Raw genomic sequence first — 18,523 nt, 5'->3', positions numbered from 1 at the left:
CCAGTTGTCGTGGGTGGACTGTGGAAAAGTGGCGTTGACCTGCGGGAATGGTTCCACAAGGTCGTGATCAGCAGTAGAACACCAGTTCGAATGAGCGTAGAATCAGGGGCACCTGAAGCCGTTCTCGGAAGGCTCCCTCGCGATGTCGTTGACCAGCGCCCTCTCCCCGATCTCGGAGGCGGTCGCGGTGTGCCGGGACGCGTTGGGTGAGGTGGCGGAGCGTCAGCCCGGATACCTCCCGATGCCGGAACGCGAAACGCTGTTGACCGAGCTGGTCGCCCTCGAGGCGCAGGTGACCGAGTTGCGGATGCGCACGATGGCTGCGTCGGGTGATGTGGCGTCGGTGCGTGGTGCTCGCGATGTTGCCGGCTGGGTGGCGTTGCAGACCGGGACCGAGCCGTTGCGGTTGCGGTCGGAGTCGAAGGTCGCGACCTCGGTCGACCGGGCGTGGCCGCGGGTGGGGGCGGCGATGGCCCGTGGTGCGTTGAGTCTGGAGCAGGCGCGGGTGATCACCGCCGGGCTGGACGCCCTGCCGGCCCGGATCGACGATGAGGCTCGGACCCGGGCCGAGGTGCATCTGGTCGGGTTGGGGACCGGGGAGCGTGAGGACGCACCCGAGGGTGGGTACGGGCCAAGGCATCTGCGGATGCTGGCCGAGCGGGTCCTCGACGTCGTCGCACCGGAGATCGCCGAGGAGGAGGACGCGAAACGCCTCGCCGCCCTGGAAGCAGCCGCCCACGCGAAGACCAGCCTCAAGATCCGGTCCCTCGGGGACGGGCTGACCCGGATCACCGCCCTGGTCCCCGACCCGATTGCTGCCCGGTTGGCGACGTATCTGGATGCGTTCACGTCACCGCGTCAACACCACGCGGGCACGGGAGGGAACCCGGATGCGGAGCGGTTGCCGCAGCACCGGGCCCGGGGTCTGGCGTTCGGGGCGTTGTTGGAGCACCTCGACCCCGCGAAGCTGCCGGTGCATGGTGGGGATGCGACCACGGTGATCGTGACGATCGACCACGACCAACTCACCCACCACCTCGGCACCGCTGGCCTGCTCGACCCCGGTCACGACAACGGTGGGGAGCTGCGGATCAGCGCAGACCACGCCCGCAGGTTGGCGTGTACCGCACGCATCCTGCCCGCCGTCCTCGGCGGGAAGTCCGAGGTGCTCGACCTCGGGCGGGCGCGGCGGTTGTTCACTGCCGCGCAACGCACCGCCCTCGGCCTGCGGGACAAGACGTGTCGGGGTGAGGGGTGCTCGATCCCCGCACGCTGGTGTGAGGCCCATCATCTGGACCCGTGGTCGAAGGGCGGGAAGACGAACCTCGACGACGGGGTGCTGTTGTGCGCGTTCCACCACCACCTCGAACACGACCCCGCCTCCACCACCACCCGACTCGCCAACGGCGACCGGAGATACCACCGACGGACATGAGGCGCGGACTACATCCAGCCGACGTCCTCGACCTCGTGCTCCTCGAGCCGGAAGACGATCATCCGGGTGAGCAGGTCGGCCGGAACGGGGTCGTCGTACGGGATCCGGACGGTACTGCGGCCGGTGGAGATGTCGGCGAGCTCGGCGTCGAACGCCTGCTTCGTCGAGGGGGTGAACGCCATCGCGGCATGTGCCTTGTGGCCGCTGAGCATGACGAGGATGACGCCGTCGGGGTGCAGGAAGGCGGGCGCGCCCCACTTGATGGCCTCGGTCGCCTGCGGCACGGCGTCCAGCGCGAGCGCGCGCAGCTCGGACACCCGGTCCCTTGCCTGCTCGGAGACCGTGTCGGCCAGTTGATGGAGGTACTCCTCGACCGTGGTGGGGCGGCTCATGCGCACAGCCTCCCACCGGCGGTCACGGAACGAGGGGTCAGGAGACCTGGAACTCCCCGAGCAGGTCCCACTCCTCCGGCTGGCCCTGCAGGTTGCGGATCCGAGGCGTCTCCACGACGTACTGGGGCAGCTCGGCCTGGGCCTTCTTGAAGTGGTCCGAGGTCACGTGCGGGACCGCGGCGTCGTCGTCGAAGGCCTCGAGGAGCACGTACTGGTTCGGGTCCTCGACGCTGCGCGACCACTCGAAGAACTTGTTGCCGGGCTCGGCCCGGGTGGCCTCGGTGAACTCCCGCGTGATCTCCGGCCACGCGTCGGCGTGCTCGGGCTTCACGGTCCACTTCACACAGATCAGGATCATGCCGCGGACTGTTCCACGCGCTCGTGACGTCGGCCACCCCGGTCTCTCGCCGGATGAGAATCGACGCTGCTGCCGCAATCCCGATCGAGGCCGGGCGGCGCGGCTGGGGGAGATGACCTAGGTTGGCGCCATGCCCACCCCAGGCGGTCGCGACGCTGCGGCCCCGGCCGAGGCCGGCCGCGGCTCGGTCGCCCGCACGCTCGACATCCTGGAGGCGGTCTCCGCGCGCGGCGGGGCGTCGGCCAAGGAGATCTCCACCGCCACCGGGCTGCCGCTGCCGACCGTCTACCGACTGGTGCGCGAGCTCCTCGACGGCGACTACCTGGTCCACATCAAGGACGAGCAGCGCTTCGAGCTCGGCTACAAGCTGCACGCCCTCGGCGTCTCCCTGCACGAGCAGATCGGGGTCTCCCGCGAGGTGCGTGCCGAGGTCAGCGCGCTGCACCAGCAGCTCGGCGCCGCCGCCTACCTCGCCGTCCACCGCGGGTCGCAGATCGTGGTGGTCTTCACCGCGGACAGCCCCGCGCACCCGCGGTTGGATCCTCTGGAGTTCGGCTACCACGAGGCGGCCCACGCGACCGCGCTCGGCAAGATCCTGCTCGCCGGCATGGACGAGGAGCAGCGGCTGCGCCACCTCGACCCCGAGCCGCTGCCCCGCTACGGGCCGGGCACCATCACCTCCCATCGCGAGCTGTTCGACCAGCTGGTCGCGGTGGCCGACCGTGGCGTGGCGTGGGAGTTCGGCGAGTTCCAGGCAGGCGCGACCTGCGTGGCGGCCGCGATCCGCGGCGCCACCGGCCAGCTGATCGGATCGGTCGCCATCTCGGCGCCCGACCAACAGCTGGCACACGGCCGGGCCGAGGTCGAGCGGGCCCTGCGGGAGTGCGCCTCGCGGGTCAGCCGGCACTACCGCGCGAGCACCCGCAGGGCTCGGCACGGTCGGGTTATCACCGACTGAGAACGACCCTGCGGTCTCGGCCGCGCACGGTGCCACAGTGACGGCCATCACACCCATCACGGCGTCCGCGCCGTCGTACCGGGAGGTCGCCATGTCAGCCGCCTCGGATCCGCACCCCGAGCTCAAGCCCGCACTCGTCCAGCTCCTGCGCGCCGCCTACCCGCACCCCTCCTTCCCGGACGGTCCCTACGAGCGGACCGCCGACAAAGTGCTCTCCGAGCTGGACGCGGACCTGTGGCACCGGGTGGTGCTCGAGCGCGGCCTGGCCACCCTGGACCGGGAGGCGCTCGCGGACCCCCACGCACCCGAGGCGGAGGCCTACCTGCGCGGCATCGCCCAGGCCGAGTTCTTCCGGTTCGTCCGCGGCGTCGCGGTGACCACCCTCTACGACGACCACGAGGTCTGGGAGCTCCTCGGCTACGAGGGGGCCTCCTTCGACCAGGGCGGCTACCTGCACCGCGGCTTCGACGACCTCGACTGGCTGCCGGACCCGCGGATCACCGAGTACGACGGCGACCCGCTGCAGCCGGTCGCCGACCACGACGAGCTCCCCACCGGTTGAGAGGCGGATCGCGATGAGCACCCACACCCCCGACTCCCGGTCCGCCCAGTACGGCAACCCGATCCCGCACGACACCGAGGCCGTGGTGATCGTCGGCTCCGGCGCGGGCGGCGGCACCGTCGCCCACGAGCTGACCCGCCGCGGCATCCCGTGCGTCGTGCTCGAGGCCGGACCGTTCCTCCGCGGCGAGGACTACGAGAACGACGAGTGGGCCGCGTTCAACCAGATGGCCTGGCTGGACAAGCGGACCACCTCGGGCAGCTGGCGGGTCGCGGAGAACTTCGCCAACCTGCCCGCGTGGATCGTCAAGGCGGTCGGCGGCTCCACCACGCACTGGAGCGGGGCCACCCCGCGGTTCCACGACTTCGAGTTCCGGGCCCGCACCTACTACGGCGACGTGGACGGGGCGAACCTGCTCGACTGGCCGATCCGGCTGGCCGACCTCGCGCCGTACTACGACGCGGCCGAGAAGGCGATCGGCTCCACCCACCGCCACGGCCGCCCGCCGCTGCCGGCGAACAACAACTACAAGGTGTTCGCCAACGGCGCCGAGCGAGTCGGCTACAAGTACTACGCCACCGGTCCCTACGGCACCAACGCGGAGCCGTACGACGGACGCCCGGCCTCGGTCCAGGACGGCTTCAACTTCCAGGGTGACAAGTCCGGCGCCAAGTGGAGCACCGCGGTGCGGGAGATCCCGCGCGCACTGGAGACCGGGAAGTGCGACCTGCGCCCGGAGTGCCAGGCGGTGCAGATCACCCACGACGCCTCCGGTCGCGCCGACGGCGTGGTCTACCTCGACGCCGCCGGCAACCTGCACCGGCAGGCGGCCACGGTGGTCTGCGTGGCCGGCAACTCGATCGAGACGCCGCGGCTGCTGCTGATGAGCGCCAGCGGCCTGCACCCCGACGGCCTGGCCAACTCCTCGGGCCAGGTGGGCCGCAACTACATGCGGCACACCACGGCGTCGGTCTACGCCCGCTTCGACCAGCCGGTGCGGATGTACCGGGGCGAGACGATGGCCGGGATCATCGCCGACGAGGCGCGGCTGGACACCTCCCGCGGGTTCGCCGGCGGCTACTACATGGAGACCCTGTCGCTGGGGGTGCCGTTCCTCGCCGCGTTCGTCGAGCCGAGCACGTGGGGCCGGGAGTTCACCGAGCTGATGGACGCCTACGCGAACACCGCCGGGATGTGGATCGTCGGGGAGGACATGCCGCAGGAGTCCAACCGGATCACCCTCAACACCGGCGTCCTCGACCAGTGGGGCCTGCCCGTTCCCGACGTGCACTTCGACGACCACCCCAACGACGTCGCGATGCGCAACCACGGCTACCAGCGCGCCGACCTGCTCTACGAGGCGGTCGGGGCGATCGGCACGCACCACACCCCGCCGTACCCGTCGACGCACAACCTGGGCACCGCCCGGATGAGCGCCCGGCCGGAGGACGGCGTGGTCGGGGCGTACGGCGAGGCGCACGACGTCCCCGGACTCTTCGTCAGCGACGGCTCGGTGATGACCACCGGCGCCGCGGCGAACCCGACGCTGACCATCGTGGCGCTGGCCATCCGCCAGGCCGAGCACATCGCCGACCGGCTCGGGAGGGGAGAGCTCTGAGCCGCCTCGAGCCGGTGCTCCCGGATCAGGTGACCGCCCGCCTCCCCCCGGGCGTGGCGGTCACCGACCCGGACCTGATCGCGAGCTATCTGCGCGACGAGTCCCGGTTCACCGACGCCGACCGGCCGCTGGCGGTGCTGACCCCGCGGACGACCGCGGAGGTCGCCGACTGCCTGCGCGCCTGCCACGCCGCCGGGGTGCCGGTGGTGACCCGCGGCGCGGGCACCGGGCTCTCCGGCGGCGCGAACGGCGTCAGCGGTGGCGTGGTGCTCTCGCTGCACCGGATGGACCGGATCCTCGAGATCGACGCCGTGGAGCGGTTGGCCGTCGTACAGCCGGGTGTGGTGACCGGCGCCCTGCGAGCCGCCGTGGCCGAGCGGGGGCTCTTCTACCCGCCGGACCCGGGCTCGGTGGCCTCCTGCACGATCGGGGGCAACGTCGCCACCAACGCGGGTGGCATGTGCTGCGTGAAGTACGGCGTGACCGGCGACTTCGTCGAGGCGCTGGAGGTGGTCCTCGCCGACGGCCGGGTGCTGCGCACCGGGACCCGCACCGTGAAGGGTGTCGCCGGCTATGACCTGACCTCCCTGGTGGTGGGCTCCGAGGGCACGTTGGGCGTGGTCACCGAGGTGACCGTCCGGCTGGTGCCCGCGCCGGGCCGTCCGGCGACCCTGGTCGCCTCCTTCGCCGACCTGGCGTCGGCGGGTCGAGCGGTGGCGGCGATCAGCGGGGCCGGGGTCGACGCGTCGGCGGTGGAGATCCTCGACGCCACGACCCTCGCCGCGGTCGACGAGCTGACCCGGATGGGCATCGGCGGCGCCGCCGCGATGCTGCTGGTCCAGTCCGACTCCTCGCGCCCCGGGGAGGCGGCGAAGGTGCTGGTCGAGGCGGCCGCGCTCTGCGAGGCGGCCGGCGCCGAGGTGGCGGTCAGCGACGACCCCGAGGAGGCGTCGCTGCTGATGGAGGCCCGCCGCCAGGCGCTGCCCGCACTGGAGCGGCTGGGGGACTGGCTACTCGACGACGTGTGCGTGCCGCGGGCGCGGGTGGTCGACCTGATCGCGGCCGTCGAACGGGTCGCCGCGGACACCGGGCTGGTGATCGGCGTCTTCGGGCACGCCGGCGACGGCAACCTGCACCCCACCGTCATCTTTGACGCCGCGGACCTCGCCTCGGAGACCGCGGCGCTGGCCGCGTTCGACGCGATCACCGCGGCGGCGCTGGAGCTGGGCGGCACGATCACCGGCGAGCACGGCGTCGGCCGGCTGAAGGCCGGATGGCTCGCCCGCGAGCTGGACCCGGTCGCGCTGGAGGTGCAGCGGGCGCTTCGTCGTACCTTCGACCCCGCCGGGCTGCTCAACCCCGGGGTGGTGCTGTGAGACCTCCGATCTCGGCCAGCGCCTCGAGCTGGTCGACGTAGGCGCCCACCGAGTCGGCGGCGATCTTCACGCTGACCACCGTGGCGCCGGCGTCGGCGACCCGGCCGAGACGTTCCTCGGTCTTGGCGCGGTCGCCGATCGGGTCCAGCGCCTGACCGGGGCCGAGGACGATCTCGAAGCCGGTGGGCAGGTCGGCGTCGGCGACCAGCGCGCCCAGCTCGGAGAGCCGGCCGAAGGGCACCCACCCGTCGCCGAGCTCGACGGCGCGACGCAGCGACCGCGCGCCCTGGCCGCCGACCCACAGCGGCACCTGCTCCTGTACGGCGTGGGGCTCGACGACGAGCCCGTCGAAGGCGTAGTGGCTGCCGGCGTAGCTCGGCGAGCGGTCGCCGAGGGAGGCGCGCAGGGCTCGCATCGCGTCGTCCGCGCGCGCACCGCGGCCGCCGAAGTCGGCGCCGAGCAGGTCGAACTCCTCCTCGAGTGACCCGACCCCCACCCCGAGCACCAGGCGGCCGCCGCTGACCGCGTCGAGGGTGCCGTAGCGCTTCGCGATGGCCAGCGGGTGGTGGTAGCCGAGGACCAGGACCTGGGTGGCCAGGCGGATCCGGGAGGTCTGCGCAGCCAGGTAGCCGAAGGTGGCCAGCGGGTCCCAGTAGGTGCCGCCGCGCTGCTCGGCGACCGCGGTCGGCACGGCGACGTGCTCGCTGCAGGTGAGGTGGTCGTAGCCGAGGCGGTCAGCGGCCACCGCGACCTGCGCGAGCTCGGCGATCCCGGCGTCGGCCTCCCACGCGTTGAAGGCGCCGGGGAGGCGGGTGACGACGGGGCTGACGAGGCCGATCCGGAGCGCGTTCTGCATGCCCCGTTGCCTACCGCAGGCGGCCGGGGAGCGGGTCTCGACCTCCCGGTGGCCGGAAGATTCTCCCGCTCCCGGTGAGATCGACGTCACGGATCATTGACCGCACCTCGTGTGACTGTGCTAACTTCAAAACTAGAAACGATTTCAGTTTTCGAGTGAGGGAGTCACCATGTCGCTTCTTGCGGTCGACGAGGACCAGGCGAGCACGGCAGCAGCCACCGACGCCAAGGACGGGCGCACCCTGCCGCCGTCGATGGTGGAGCGGATGACCCTCATCCTCGAGGCGTTCGCCAGCCCGAGCACGCGGCTGACCCTGGAGCAGGTCGCCCGGGCCACCCACCTGCCGCGGTCGACCGCGCACCGGATCCTCGACCAGCTGGTCCGGCTCGAGTGGCTCTCCCACTCGCCGTTCGGCTACTCCCTCGGCACCCGTTCCCTCGGTCTGGGCGGCACCGGCGGCAGCCACCTCGAGCTGCGCGAGGCCGCCGCCGGCCCGCTGCACGAGCTGCTGATCCGGACCGGCCTGGTCGCCCACCTCGCGGTGCTCGACGGCGCCGAGATCCACTACCTGGACAAGATGGGCGGCCGGTTCGCCGGCGTCGTGCCCAGCCGTGTCGGCGGCCGCGCTCCGGCGCACTGCACCGCGCTCGGCAAGGCGATGCTCGCCTGGATGTCGGCCGAGGAGGTCGACGAGCAGATCGCGCCCGCGATCGGCCGCAACACCAGCCGCAGCATCGGCGACGTGGGCACCCTGCACCAGGAGCTGACCCGGATCCGCGGCCGGCACGGGATCGCCTTCGAGCGGGGCGAGTGCTTCCCCGAGATCGCCTGCGTCGCCGCCGCGGTGCGTGGCCCCGAGGGCGCGGTCGGTGCGATCTCGCTGGTCGGCGACGCCGGCACCCAGCTCGAGCGCGTCGCGCCCCTGGTGCTGGACGCGGCCCGTCAGGCCACCCGCACCCTCTTCCCCGACCTGCAGATCCCGGGCACCCAGGCGCCGCGGCGGGTCCGTGCACCCCGCGGCATCACGGTCACCTCGCCGTCGCCCCGCCAGGGTCGTCGTACCGTCACCGCGGCCGAGCTCGCCGACGAGCGCTGGTCGGCGCAGGCGCTGGACCGGATGGTCGCCGCCGGCGAGTCCGGCGACTGGTTCTGATCCCCCACCGCATCTGATCCAGCACCGCATCTGATCCAGCACGGGTCCGACCCACGGTCCCCCTCCGGGTCCCCTGAGCCCGGGGGAGATCCCCGATCCCCGCGTCGACGTTCGCGACCAGCATGGATGCATCGACCGAACGACGCACCGGCGAAGGGGGCGGGGACCATGTGGGACACCATCGAGACCCAGAGGGCGGATCACCACCTCTCGCACGACATCCCGTGCCCGCGGTGCGGTCACGAGTCGCACACCTACCTGCCCTGCGAGGGCAGCTGCGGCTGCGCACCGACGCTGCTGCCGGGCTCGGCCGCGCTCAGCGCGGCCTGACCTCAGCCCCAGCGGTCGCCGTACCCCCACGGGTACGGCGCCGGCGCGACCGGCTTCTCCACGCCGAACTCGCCACGGTAGAAGAGCAGCGGACGCCCCTCGCGCGGCGTCTCCAGGCCGAGCACCCGGCCGATCACCACGTCGTGGTCGCCGGCGACGTGCACGTCGACCACCTCGGCGTGGACCCGCATCAGCACCTCCGGCAGCGACGGGGTGTCCCAGTCCGAGCGCTCCCAGTCGAGGTCCTCGAACCGGCGGCCCCGGCTGGAGCCGAACCGGCCGCACAGCTCCTGCTGGTCCTCGGCGAGCACGTTGACTGCGAACCGGCCAGCGGTGCGGATCCGCGGCCAGGTACGCCCGCGGTGGTCGGCGCAGAAGAGCACCAGCGGCGGCGTCAGCGAGACCGACGCGAAGGACTGACAGGCGAACCCGACGGGCTCGCCGCCGTCCAAGCCGGTCACCACGGTGACACCGGTCGCGAACGAGCCCATCGCGTCCCGCATCCGGGCCGGCGTCGGCTGGGTCGACGCGTCGGCGGACGGCTCCATGGCAAGTGCGCTCATGTCGGCCACCTTCACCCACACCCCCACCCCCGCGGCACAGTGTTCCCATCAGCCGGGACGGCTCGGTGGGCCGATCGGGGCGGACTCCTAGGGTCGCGGCGTGAGCGCCCCAGTGAACGAGACCGACCTGAGCCACGACGCCACGCTGCGCGAGATCGAGACCCCGCGGGGCGTGCTGCGCTATCACGAGGCCGGCGACGGCCCCCCGCTGCTGATGCTGCACGGCTCCGGCCCCGGGGTCACCGGGTGGCGCAACTTCGGCGACAACCTGGCCGCGTTCGCCCCGCACTTCCGCTGCCTGATCCTGGAGTTCCCCGGGTTCGGCGTCAGTGACCCCACCGACCTGCACCCGATGCTGGCGGCGATGCCCGCGGTGGGTGACTTCCTGGACGCCCTCGGCCTGGCCGGGCCCGACGACGGCGGCGTCGACGTGATCGGCAACTCGATGGGCGGGGTGGTCGCCACCCGCTTCGCGACCGCCCAGCCGGACCGGGTCCGCCGGATGGTCACCGTCGGCGGGATGGGCACCAACATCTTCAGCCCGGCGCCGGGGGAGGGGATCAAGCTGCTCCAGGAGTTCACCGAGGAGCCGACCCGTGAGCGGCTCGTGCAGTGGCTGGAGTCGATGGTCTTCGACAGGGCGATGGTCACCGAGGAGCTGATCCAGCAGCGCTGGGACCAGGCCACCGAGCCGTCCACCCTGGCCAGCGCCCGCAAGATGTACGGCAAGGCCGCCTGGGCCGCCATGCAGAAGGCGGCCGCGACCTCGGACGCGCCGCCGTACTGGGCGATGCTGCACAAGGTGCGGGCCCGCACCCTGATCACCTGGGGTCGTGACGACCGGGTCTCCCCGATGGACATGGCCCTGGTGCCGATGCGGACCATCCCCGACGTCGAGCTGCACGTGTTCCCCAACTGCGGCCACTGGGCGATGATCGAGCAGAAGGACGCCTGGGAGAGCGCGGTGCTGGCCTTCCTGCTCCGCCAGGACTGACCCCAGCCCTTCGCTGCCGACCGCCCGCACGCCGGCGCACGGTCCCGGTGAACGGGAACACGTTCTACCGGGTGCGCGGCGGCGGTGACACGGTGCTGTCATGACCAGCACCGTCCTCGACGCCGTCGAGCAGCACGCCGAGGAGATCGCCTCCCTCGGTGCGGAGAACGAGAGCCTGGGCAGGCTCACCGACAAGGCCGCCGGGATCCTCCGCGAGACCGGCGTGATGAAGATGCTGCAGCCCGCCGAGTACGGCGGCGCCGAGGCGCACCCGCGCGACTTCGCCGAGACCGTGATGCGGATCGCCTCGTGCGACGGCTCCACCGGCTGGGTCGCCGGCATCGTTGGTGTCCATCCGTGGGAGATGGCGCTGTGCGACCCCAAGGTGCAGGCCGAGATCTGGTCCGAGGACCACGAGACCTGGATCGCCTCGCCGTACGCGCCGATGGGCATCCTGAGGCCGGTCGACGGCGGCTACGTCTTCAACGGCCGCTGGCAGTTCTCCTCCGGCACCGACCACTGCGACTGGATCTTCCTGGGCGCGATGCTGGGCGACGCCGAGGGCGCGATGGCGATGCCGCCGCAGAACTACCACGTGATCCTGCCCCGGTCGGACTACCAGATCGTCGAGGACTCCTGGGACGTCGTGGGCCTGCGCGGCACCGGCAGCAAGGACATCATCGTCAAGGACGCCTTCATCCCGGAGTACCGGGCGGTCCCGTTCTCCTCGATGATGGACGGCTCCGCCCTCGAGGCCTCGGGCCGCACCAACCCGACGTACGGCGTCCCGTTCACCACGATCTTCCCGCTCGGCATCACCTCCGCGGTGATCGGCATCGCCGAGGGCGCGCTGGCCGCGCACCTCGCCTACCAGCGCACCCGGGTCCAGGTGACCGGCACCAAGATCAAGGACGACCCCTACGTCCTCTACGCGATCAGCGCCGCGGCCGAGGAGATCAAGGCCTCCAAGACCGCCATGCTCGACAACGTCTCGCGCTTCTACGACATGGCCGCGAAGGGCGAGAAGGTCACCCTCGCGGACCGGGCGGCCTCGCGTCGTACCCAGGTCGCGGCGGCGTGGCGGGCGGCGCGGGCGATGGACGAGGTGGTCGCCCGCTCCGGTGGCAACGGGCTGCGGATGGACAACCCGATCCAGCGGTTCTGGCGCGACGGCCACATGGGCCTGGCCCACGCGATCCACGTGCCCGGCTCGGTCTTCCACGCCGCGGCGCTCACCGAGCTCGAGGTGACCCCGCCGCCGGGCCCGATGCTCGCGATGATCTGACCCGGCCGCCGGCCGGAGTCACGACGAGAGGGATGCTGACGATGGTGAACCCGGTCCCGGCAGCAGAGGTCGCCTCCTACGAGGCCGAGGTGGACGTGCTGGTGGTCGGCTACGGCTGCGCCGGTGCGGCCGCCGCCTACGAGGCCGCGTCGGCCGGCGCCGAGGTGCTGGTGCTGGAGCGGGCCAGCGGGCCCGGCGGCTCCTCGGCGCAGTCCGGTGGCGAGCTCTACCTCGGTGGCGGCACCCGGGTGCAGCGCGCCTGTGGCTTCACCGACGACGCGGACAACATGTTCGCCTACCTGCGCGCGGCGCTCGGTCCGCACGCCGACGAGCAGAAGCTGCGGCTCTACTGCGACGGCAGCGTCGAGCACTTCGAGTGGTTCGCGGCGCGGGGGGTGCGCTTCGAGGAGTCCCTCTACGACGCCCCGAGCTGGATGCCGCCCACCAAGGACGGTCTGATGTGGCTGGGTGAGAACGCCTGGCCCTACGACACGCTCGCCCGGCCGGTGCCGCGCGGCCACCGGCCGGCCACCGAGAGCTGGGCCGGCCACACGGTGATGGACGCGCTCACCGCGTCGGCGACCGAGGCGGGCGTGCGCACCGTCACCGACACCCGCGCGGTCTCCCTGGTCGTCGAGGACGGCCGGGTGGTCGGCGTGACCGCCCGCCGCTACGGCACCGACCTGGCCTACCGGGCCCGCCGCGGGGTGGTGCTCACCACCGGCGGGTTCGTCGACAACGAGGAGATGCTCGCCGACCACGCCCCCGAGCTGCTCGGCCACGGCAAGGTCTCCGACGGCCTCGACGACGGCTCCGGCATCCGGATGGCCGCCGCGATGGGCGCGGCCACCCGCCGGATGGGCTTCGTCGAGGCGGCCTACACCGCTCTCCCGGCCATGGTGTGCCGCGGGATGCTGGTCAACGGGCTGGGACGCCGGTTCATCAACGAGGACGTCTACCCCGGGCTGTTCAGCCACGCGGCGCTGCACCAGCCGGGGCCGTGCTGGGTGATCCTGGACGAGCAGGGTCTCGACGACGTGCCCGCCCGCGACCTGTGGGGGGTGCGCCCGACGCACGGTGCGGAGACGCTGGCCGAGCTCGAGGTCGACCTGGGCCTGCCCGCGGGCTCGCTGCAGGAGACGGTGTCGACGTACAACCGGCATGCCGAGGGTGGCGAGGACGTGCTGTTCCACAAGAACCCCCGGTGGCTGCGGCCGCTGGAGGGACCGTTCGCCGCGGTCGACCCGCGCTACGGCTTCGGCGGCAGCGCCCAGCCGGTGGGCACCGGCTTCTCCGGCTTCACCCTTGGCGGCCTGCACACGGGCCTCGACGGCGAGGTCCTCTCGGTCGCCGGCGAGCCGATCGCCGGCCTCTACGCCGCCGGCCGGGCCGCCTCGGGCATCCACGGCGACGGCTACATCAGCGGTACGTCGCTGGGCGACGGCACGTTCTTCGGCCGGCGGGCGGGGCGGACCGTCGCCAGGGGCTGAGCCCCACCCCGCCGCTCGGCCGGAAGGACCTGCTCAGTGGTCCTCGGGGACGAGCTTCTTCATCATCTCGTGGGTGCCGACGACCAGCTTGGCGCGGTCGGTGGTGGCGCGCATCGCGACCACCTTCTCGTTGCCGGAGATCACGTGCACCGGCCCGTCGGCGATCGCCGCCAGGCCCTCGCGGGCGATGTCGTCGGGCTCGCCGACGACCAGCCCGGGCAGGTCCATGTTGAGGCCGGCGCGGGCCATCGCCGGCGTACGGGTGACGCCGAGGACCAGCTCGAGCACGTCGATGCCGGCCTCCTTCGCCTCCAGCCACAGGCCCTCGGCGAAGATCCGGCCGAACGCCTTGGCGCCGCCGTAGATCGCCTCCCGGGGCGTGCCGAGGTAGCCGGCCAGCGAGCCGACCAGGATGATGCCGCCGGTGCCGCGCTCCCGCATCAGCCGGCCGTAGTGGTGGGTCAGCGCGAGCGGGGTGGTCACGTTGAGGTCGATCACGCCCTGGAAGCCGGCCAGGTCGCCGTCGAGGAAACGCTTGCCGTAGGAGTTGGCGCCGGCGTTGTAGATCAGCAGGCCGACCTCGAGGTCGGCGGTCGCGGCGGTGAGCTTCTCCACCGAGGCGGCGTCGGTCAGGTCCAACGACAGCGCGCGGACCTGCACACCCCTGCTGCGCACCGCTGCGGCGGTCTCCTCCAGCGGGCCGGGCTTGCGGGCGACGAGCACCAGGTTGAAGCCGGCGTCGGCGAGCTGGTGGGCGAACGAGGCGCCCACGCCCTCCGAGCCGCCGGCGATGAGGGCCCAGGGGCCGTACTTCTCACGGTACGTCGAGAGGTCGGTCATCAGCGGTGCAGCTCCTTGTGGGGTTCGTCTTCAGCTCGTCGGGGTCCTGGACCGGCAGCGCGCCGGTCACCGCGGCCTCGCGCAGGGACTGGTTCAGCGCCGCGCAGCCGGCGAACGCACCACCGTTCGGGCCGGGGCGAGGGTTCGCGGCGCGGCGCTCGACGCAGGTGGCGAGCGCCGCCTCGTGCCACTGGATGCTGGTCTGGTCCCAGCTGGACTTGCGGGCCTCGACGGAGGCGCCGCAGGTGCCGCAGGACACCGGCGTCATCGGCCCGTCGTCGAGACGGACGTCCGGGCGCACGGCCACCTCAGACCCCGGAGGACTGCTGGTCGCTGGAGGAGCCGGCCGCCTTCTTCTCGGCCATCCGCTGCCGGTACGCCGCCCGCGCCGCCATGTTCTGCTCGACCTCGCGCTTCCACGCCTCGTTCGGCTTGGTGGTGTCGATCTCGAACTCGAACCGCTCGGTCATCTCCGGCGTCACGTCGGCGACGTCGACGTAGAACTGCTCGTACCAGCGTCGCAGCTGGTAGACCGGCCCGTCCTCCTCGCAGAGCAGCGGGTTGTCGATCTTCGCCTTGCTCTTCCAGATCGCCACGTCCTGCTCGAAGCCGAACTTGGTGAAGTCGCCCATCTTGCGGGCGGTCGCGTCGGGGTCCTCGAGGTGGTCGGCCCTCTCCACGATGATCCCGTACTGCAGCACGAAGGAGTTCTCGTCGATCGGGTAGTGGCAGTTGATCAGGACGGTGTGCACGTCGCCGTCGTCGTAGTGGTAGGTCAGGTCGTCGATCATGAACGACGGGCCGTGGTAGGACGCGACGGACGTCTGACCCATCACCACGGGTCCGGAGCCGGGCTTGGTGGGACGCACGTCCTCGCGACCCTCGCCGTTCATGAACTGCGTGGCGGTGTGGCCCTCGAAGACGTTCTTGAAGTACGTCGGGAACGAGTAGTGGATGTAGAAGAAGTGCGCCATGTCGACGACGTTGTCCACGATCTCGCGGCAGTGGGAGCCCTCGATCACGGTGGTGTACCAGTGCCAGTCGGTGTACTTGTCGCTGCCCACGCCCTCGATGCGGGGGATGGTCACGTCCTCCGGCGGCTTCTTCCCCTCCGGGTCGTTCCAGACGAAGAGCATCTCGTCCTGCACCATCGTCGGCCAGGTCGCGGTGCGGGCGCGCAGCGGGACACGGCGGGCGTAGGGGATCTCCTTGCAGCGACCGTCGCCGCCCCAGCGCCAGTCGTGGAAGGGGCAGGCGATGTTGTCGCCCTTGACCTCGCCCTGGGTCAGGTCGCCACCCATGTGACGGCAGTAGCCGTCGAGGACGTTGAGCTCGCCCTTGGAATCGGACCAGACCACCAGCTTGGTGCCGAACGCCATCACCTGGTGCGGCTTGCCGTCGGCGAAGTCCCGGGCCAGGCCGAGGCAGTGCCATCCGCGGGCGAACCGCGATGGGGCGGCATCCGCCTCGATCGTGCGGACCTCGCTGTCGTGCTGAACGCTCATCAGGATCTCCCTCACCTGGATCGGACCCGCCTCCGGGCTTGTCCGGTGAGTCTGCTGCGGCGCTGGTGGCCTGGCTCGGCGAGATCCCACTGATCGGAAGGTCGGCCCTCCCCGCCTCCGGCGTGCGGAGGATGCTGGACCCATGCAGAACGAGGTCCTCCACGCCGTCCGCGACCTGCTTCCCGGGATCCGGGAGCGGGCCGACCTGGCCGAGGAGCAGCGCGACGTACCGGAGGAGAGCATCGCGGAGCTGGCCGAGGCCGGCGTCTTCCGGATGCTCCAGCCGCAGCGGTACGGCGGCCTGGAGGGGCACCCCGTCCACTTCTACGAGGTGGTGCGGGCGGTCTCCGGTGCCTGCGGCTCCACCGGCTGGGTGACCTCCGTGCTGGGGGTGCACCCGTGGCAGCTCGCACTCTTCGCCGACGAGGCCCAGGCGGAGGTGTGGGGCGAGGACCCGGACACGCTGGTCTCCTCCGCCTACGCGCCGATGGGCCGGCTGACCGAGGTCGACGGCGCCTACCGCCTGACCGGGCGCTGGAGCTTCTCCTCCGGGTGCGGCCACGCGACGTGGGCACTGCTCGGCACCATCCTGGTCGGTGCGGACGGGAAGCCGGCCGACTTCATCACGGTGCTGGTGCCCGCGAGCGACTACACCGTCCACGACGTGTGGGACACGGTCGGCCTGCGCGGCACGGGCAGCAACGACATCGAGGTGAGCGACGCCTTCGTGCCGCGCAGCAGGGTGCTGCGCAACTACGAGCACACCCGGTTGCGCGGGCCCGGCCAGCAGGTCAACCCCGGCCCGCTCTACCGGCTGCCGTTCGGCGCGATCTTCGCCAGCACCATCGCCGCGCCGGTGGTCGGCGCGGTGGCGGGCTGCCTGGAGGACTACGTGGCCGCGATGCGCGACCGCGTGCGGCTCAGCCTCGGCGGCGGACGGTTCGCCGAGGACCAGTTCGCCCAGGTGGCGGTCGCGCGGGCCGCCTCCGAGGTCGACGCCGCGATCCTCCAGATGGACCGCAACATCACCGCGCTGTACGACTGCGCGGTGGCCGGGCGGAGATCCCGTGGGAGTACCGGGTGCGTGCCCGTCGTGACCAGGTCCGCGCCACCGAGCGCTCCATCGACGCGATCGACACGCTGTTCAAGACCGCCGGCGGCAACTCACTCAAGCGCGGCAACCCGATCGAGCGCGCCTGGCGCGATGCGCACGCCGGGAGCGTGCATGTCGCCAACGACGTGGAGCGGGCGCTGGCGCTCTACGGCCGCTCGGCGTTCGGACTGCCGGTCGAGGACAACCTGGTCTGATCCGTCACCGCCCGGGCAGCACGCAGAACTCGTTGCCCGACGGGTCGGCGTAGTGGCGCCACGGCAGGTCGCCGAAGCCCAGGTGGAGCTCGCGTCCACCGCGGGCCGCGATGCCGGCGGCGACCTCCTCGGCCCGGTCCCCGCTCTCGAGCCGGATGTCGAGGTGCAGGCGGTTCTTCGCGGCCGGCTTCGGTGCGCGCTCCGGACACAGCTCCAGCAGCGGGCCGCGGCCGGACGGGTGGCGCAGCGAGCGCAGACCGCCGTCGGTGACGTCGTGCCAGCCGGTGAGCCATGCCCAGAACTCCGCGTCCCGGGCCGGGGCGGCCGAGTCGAGCGGGAGGGCCGCGAGCGGACCGGTGGCGGCGTAGGACGTGCGCTCCTCCATCACGCACAACGGGTTGCCCTCCGGGTCGGCGAGCACCACCCAGGGCACGCCGCGCTGCCCGATGTCGAGGTGGCGTGCGCCGAGACCGAGCAGCCGCTCGACGACCTCGGCCTGCCGCTCGCCGCCCTGCACGTCCAGGTGCAGGCGGGGCTGCTCGGTGGAGGGCGCCGCGACCGGCTGGAAGCACAGGTCGAGCTCCGGACCGCCCTCGACGGCCAGGCGCGTCTCGTAGCCGCCCGGTGAGTCGGTCAGCTGCTCGCACCCCAGGGCCGCCTCCCAGAACCGGCCCAACCGCCAGGGGTCCACGGCGTCGACGACGACGTTCTCCAGGTACATGCGGACCACCGTAGGGGCCGGGTCCGACGCTCGGTCGGGTGTGACCCACGTCCCACTCACCGGTCCTCGTCGGGATCGCCGGCGGCACAACGGGGAGAGAATGGCGACCGGCCGCGCACCCGCCGGCCGGACCGAGGAACCATCGAGGAGTGCACGTGCCGCGAGTCGCCGAGACCCGGTTGCCGGCGATCCCCTCCACCGCGGGCCAGAAGGAGCGCTACCAGCGCATCCTGCGGGCCGCCGCCGAGCACGGGGCCGCCAACGGCCTGGAGCGGATCCAGATGCTCGACATCGCCAAGGACGCCGGGGTCGCGATCGCCACGCTCTACCGCTACTTCCCGTCGAAGACGGTGCTCTTCACCGCGCTGCTGCACAGCCAGGTCGACCGGTTGGACCAGATGGTCTCGATGCGGACCAACGGCCGCGAGCCCCAGGAGGCGATCGCCGACGTTCTGGTCCAGGCCGGGCGCCGGCTGCTGTCCCGGCCGCTGCTGGCCCACGCCATGCTGACCTCCAACAACGCCGCGGTCGCCGGGGACGTCCCGTCGATGGCCGTCACCGGGGTCTTCGCCGACCTGATCCTCAAGGTGGGGCACATCGAGCGGCCCAGCCCCCACGACATGCGTCTGGTGCGACTGATCGAGCAGACCTGGTACGGCGTGCTCATCTCCGAGCTCAACGGCCACATCAGCGCCGTCGAGGCCGACGCGGACACCCGCCTCGCCTGCCGCCTGCTGCTCACGGACCTGGGCCGGAGCTGAGCGGGCGCTGAGCCGGCG

The 18,523-nt window shown here is 72.1% G+C and carries 19 protein-coding genes and 1 pseudogene; 12 read left to right on the top strand and 8 right to left on the bottom strand.

Going from position 1 to position 18,523, the window contains the following annotated elements; genetic code table 11:
- The first annotated feature begins 142 nt into the window (after positions 1-142).
- Positions 143-1,435, top strand: coding sequence for an HNH endonuclease signature motif containing protein (locus tag FIV43_RS15100; protein WP_141014800.1), 1,293 nt, complete (start codon positions 143-145; stop codon positions 1,433-1,435).
- 8 nt (positions 1,436-1,443) lie between these two features.
- On the opposite strand, the gene FIV43_RS15095 is transcribed toward FIV43_RS15100, so the two are convergent.
- Both FIV43_RS15095 and FIV43_RS15090 read right to left on the bottom strand, forming a co-directional pair.
- On the bottom strand, positions 1,444-1,827 hold the full coding sequence (locus tag FIV43_RS15095; RefSeq protein WP_141014799.1) for an iron chaperone: 384 nt from the start codon (positions 1,825-1,827) through the stop codon (positions 1,444-1,446).
- A gap of 37 nt (positions 1,828-1,864) precedes the next feature.
- A complete protein-coding gene (locus FIV43_RS15090) occupies positions 1,865-2,185 on the bottom strand; it encodes a putative quinol monooxygenase (protein WP_141014798.1) in 321 nt (106 codons plus the stop codon).
- A gap of 130 nt (positions 2,186-2,315) precedes the next feature.
- Between FIV43_RS15090 and FIV43_RS15085 the strand changes: the two genes are divergently transcribed.
- From FIV43_RS15085 to FIV43_RS15070, 4 genes are all read left to right on the top strand, one after another.
- A complete protein-coding gene (locus FIV43_RS15085) occupies positions 2,316-3,143 on the top strand; it encodes an IclR family transcriptional regulator (protein ID WP_141014797.1) in 828 nt (275 codons plus the stop codon).
- Positions 3,144-3,234: 91 nt separating this feature from the next.
- Positions 3,235-3,705, top strand: coding sequence for a hypothetical protein (locus tag FIV43_RS15080; RefSeq protein WP_141014796.1), 471 nt, complete (start codon positions 3,235-3,237; stop codon positions 3,703-3,705).
- Positions 3,706-3,718: 13 nt separating this feature from the next.
- Positions 3,719-5,323, top strand: a complete 1,605-nt coding sequence (locus FIV43_RS15075; RefSeq protein WP_141014795.1) for a GMC family oxidoreductase — start codon at positions 3,719-3,721, stop codon at positions 5,321-5,323.
- A 29-nt stretch (positions 5,324-5,352) separates the two neighbouring features.
- A complete protein-coding gene (locus FIV43_RS15070; RefSeq protein WP_231123424.1) occupies positions 5,353-6,699 on the top strand; it encodes an FAD-binding oxidoreductase in 1,347 nt (448 codons plus the stop codon).
- Here the strand turns inward: FIV43_RS15070 and FIV43_RS15065 are convergent.
- Positions 6,677-7,555 (bottom strand): LLM class F420-dependent oxidoreductase, encoded by an 879-nt coding sequence (locus FIV43_RS15065; protein ID WP_141014793.1) that lies wholly within the window; start codon positions 7,553-7,555, stop codon positions 6,677-6,679. The genes FIV43_RS15070 and FIV43_RS15065 overlap by 23 nt on opposite strands.
- A 169-nt stretch (positions 7,556-7,724) precedes the next feature.
- Between FIV43_RS15065 and FIV43_RS15060 the strand changes: the two genes are divergently transcribed.
- Entirely contained in the window at positions 7,725-8,708 is a 984-nt protein-coding gene (locus tag FIV43_RS15060) for an IclR family transcriptional regulator (protein ID WP_141014792.1), read from the top strand.
- 168 nt (positions 8,709-8,876) lie between these two features.
- The gene (locus tag FIV43_RS21095; protein ID WP_181407517.1) at positions 8,877-9,038 is read left to right on the top strand and encodes a hypothetical protein; all 162 of its coding nucleotides are present in this window, start codon (positions 8,877-8,879) and stop codon (positions 9,036-9,038) included.
- A gap of 2 nt (positions 9,039-9,040) precedes the next feature.
- Here FIV43_RS21095 and FIV43_RS15055 read toward each other — a convergent pair whose 3' ends face one another.
- Positions 9,041-9,601 (bottom strand): flavin reductase family protein, encoded by a 561-nt coding sequence (locus FIV43_RS15055; protein WP_181407516.1) that lies wholly within the window; start codon positions 9,599-9,601, stop codon positions 9,041-9,043.
- A gap of 100 nt (positions 9,602-9,701) precedes the next feature.
- On the opposite strand from FIV43_RS15055, the gene FIV43_RS15050 reads away from it, so the two are divergent.
- The 3 genes from FIV43_RS15050 (at position 9,702) to FIV43_RS15040 (ending at position 13,370) form a co-directional block, all read left to right on the top strand.
- Positions 9,702-10,595, top strand: coding sequence for an alpha/beta fold hydrolase (locus FIV43_RS15050; RefSeq protein WP_231123423.1), 894 nt, complete (start codon positions 9,702-9,704; stop codon positions 10,593-10,595).
- A gap of 100 nt (positions 10,596-10,695) precedes the next feature.
- The gene (locus FIV43_RS15045) at positions 10,696-11,880 is read left to right on the top strand and encodes an acyl-CoA dehydrogenase family protein (protein ID WP_141014791.1); all 1,185 of its coding nucleotides are present in this window, start codon (positions 10,696-10,698) and stop codon (positions 11,878-11,880) included.
- 32 nt (positions 11,881-11,912) lie between these two features.
- Positions 11,913-13,370, top strand: a complete 1,458-nt coding sequence (locus FIV43_RS15040) for an FAD-dependent oxidoreductase (protein ID WP_141014790.1) — start codon at positions 11,913-11,915, stop codon at positions 13,368-13,370.
- A 33-nt stretch (positions 13,371-13,403) separates the two neighbouring features.
- On the opposite strand, the gene FIV43_RS15035 is transcribed toward FIV43_RS15040, so the two are convergent.
- From FIV43_RS15035 to FIV43_RS15025, 3 genes are read right to left on the bottom strand one after another with little or no spacing between them, the layout of a single operon-like run.
- Entirely contained in the window at positions 13,404-14,210 is an 807-nt protein-coding gene (locus FIV43_RS15035) for an SDR family NAD(P)-dependent oxidoreductase (RefSeq protein ID WP_141014789.1), read from the bottom strand.
- On the bottom strand, positions 14,185-14,478 hold the full coding sequence (locus FIV43_RS15030; protein WP_196780826.1) for a hypothetical protein: 294 nt from the start codon (positions 14,476-14,478) through the stop codon (positions 14,185-14,187). Before FIV43_RS15030 ends, FIV43_RS15035 begins: the two co-directional genes overlap by 26 nt.
- Positions 14,479-14,518: 40 nt before the next feature.
- The gene (locus FIV43_RS15025; RefSeq protein ID WP_141014788.1) at positions 14,519-15,715 is read right to left on the bottom strand and encodes a Rieske 2Fe-2S domain-containing protein; all 1,197 of its coding nucleotides are present in this window, start codon (positions 15,713-15,715) and stop codon (positions 14,519-14,521) included.
- Positions 15,716-15,857: 142 nt separating this feature from the next.
- Here FIV43_RS15025 and hsaA point away from each other — a divergent pair.
- Positions 15,858-17,023: pseudogene (gene hsaA, locus FIV43_RS15020) on the top strand (3-hydroxy-9,10-secoandrosta-1,3,5(10)-triene-9,17-dione monooxygenase oxygenase subunit).
- Positions 17,024-17,027: 4 nt separating this feature from the next.
- Here the strand turns inward: hsaA and FIV43_RS15015 are convergent.
- Positions 17,028-17,744 (bottom strand): VOC family protein, encoded by a 717-nt coding sequence (locus FIV43_RS15015; RefSeq protein ID WP_141014787.1) that lies wholly within the window; start codon positions 17,742-17,744, stop codon positions 17,028-17,030.
- A gap of 155 nt (positions 17,745-17,899) precedes the next feature.
- Between FIV43_RS15015 and FIV43_RS15010 the strand changes: the two genes are divergently transcribed.
- Complete coding sequence (locus FIV43_RS15010; RefSeq protein WP_141014786.1) at positions 17,900-18,505, top strand: TetR family transcriptional regulator; 606 nt, start codon at positions 17,900-17,902, stop codon at positions 18,503-18,505.
- Positions 18,506-18,523: the final 18 nt, after the last annotated feature.

The sequence above is a fragment of the Nocardioides sambongensis genome, from assembly GCF_006494815.1.
In the GTDB taxonomy this organism is placed as follows: domain Bacteria; phylum Actinomycetota; class Actinomycetes; order Propionibacteriales; family Nocardioidaceae; genus Nocardioides; species Nocardioides sambongensis.
The sequence above is the reverse complement of the archived record's forward strand: the minus strand, read 5'-3'. Positions and strand labels throughout refer to the sequence as shown.

Coding starts and splice junctions, on each gene's coding strand:
- FIV43_RS15090 (WP_141014798.1), bottom strand. CDS start 2,185: ATGATCCTGATCTGTGTGAAGTGGACCGTGAAGCCCGAGCACGCCGAC.
- FIV43_RS15080 (WP_141014796.1), top strand. CDS start 3,235: ATGTCAGCCGCCTCGGATCCGCACCCCGAGCTCAAGCCCGCACTCGTC.
- FIV43_RS15075 (WP_141014795.1), top strand. CDS start 3,719: ATGAGCACCCACACCCCCGACTCCCGGTCCGCCCAGTACGGCAACCCG.
- FIV43_RS15025 (WP_141014788.1), bottom strand. CDS start 15,715: ATGAGCGTTCAGCACGACAGCGAGGTCCGCACGATCGAGGCGGATGCC.
- FIV43_RS15040 (WP_141014790.1), top strand. CDS start 11,913: ATGCTGACGATGGTGAACCCGGTCCCGGCAGCAGAGGTCGCCTCCTAC.
- FIV43_RS15045 (WP_141014791.1), top strand. CDS start 10,696: ATGACCAGCACCGTCCTCGACGCCGTCGAGCAGCACGCCGAGGAGATC.
- FIV43_RS15015 (WP_141014787.1), bottom strand. CDS start 17,744: ATGTACCTGGAGAACGTCGTCGTCGACGCCGTGGACCCCTGGCGGTTG.
- FIV43_RS15055 (WP_181407516.1), bottom strand. CDS start 9,601: ATGAGCGCACTTGCCATGGAGCCGTCCGCCGACGCGTCGACCCAGCCG.
- FIV43_RS15030 (WP_196780826.1), bottom strand. CDS start 14,478: ATGACGCCGGTGTCCTGCGGCACCTGCGGCGCCTCCGTCGAGGCCCGC.
- FIV43_RS15085 (WP_141014797.1), top strand. CDS start 2,316: ATGCCCACCCCAGGCGGTCGCGACGCTGCGGCCCCGGCCGAGGCCGGC.
- FIV43_RS15100 (WP_141014800.1), top strand. CDS start 143: ATGTCGTTGACCAGCGCCCTCTCCCCGATCTCGGAGGCGGTCGCGGTG.
- FIV43_RS15035 (WP_141014789.1), bottom strand. CDS start 14,210: ATGACCGACCTCTCGACGTACCGTGAGAAGTACGGCCCCTGGGCCCTC.
- FIV43_RS15095 (WP_141014799.1), bottom strand. CDS start 1,827: ATGAGCCGCCCCACCACGGTCGAGGAGTACCTCCATCAACTGGCCGAC.
- FIV43_RS15060 (WP_141014792.1), top strand. CDS start 7,725: ATGTCGCTTCTTGCGGTCGACGAGGACCAGGCGAGCACGGCAGCAGCC.
- FIV43_RS21095 (WP_181407517.1), top strand. CDS start 8,877: ATGTGGGACACCATCGAGACCCAGAGGGCGGATCACCACCTCTCGCAC.
- FIV43_RS15065 (WP_141014793.1), bottom strand. CDS start 7,555: ATGCAGAACGCGCTCCGGATCGGCCTCGTCAGCCCCGTCGTCACCCGC.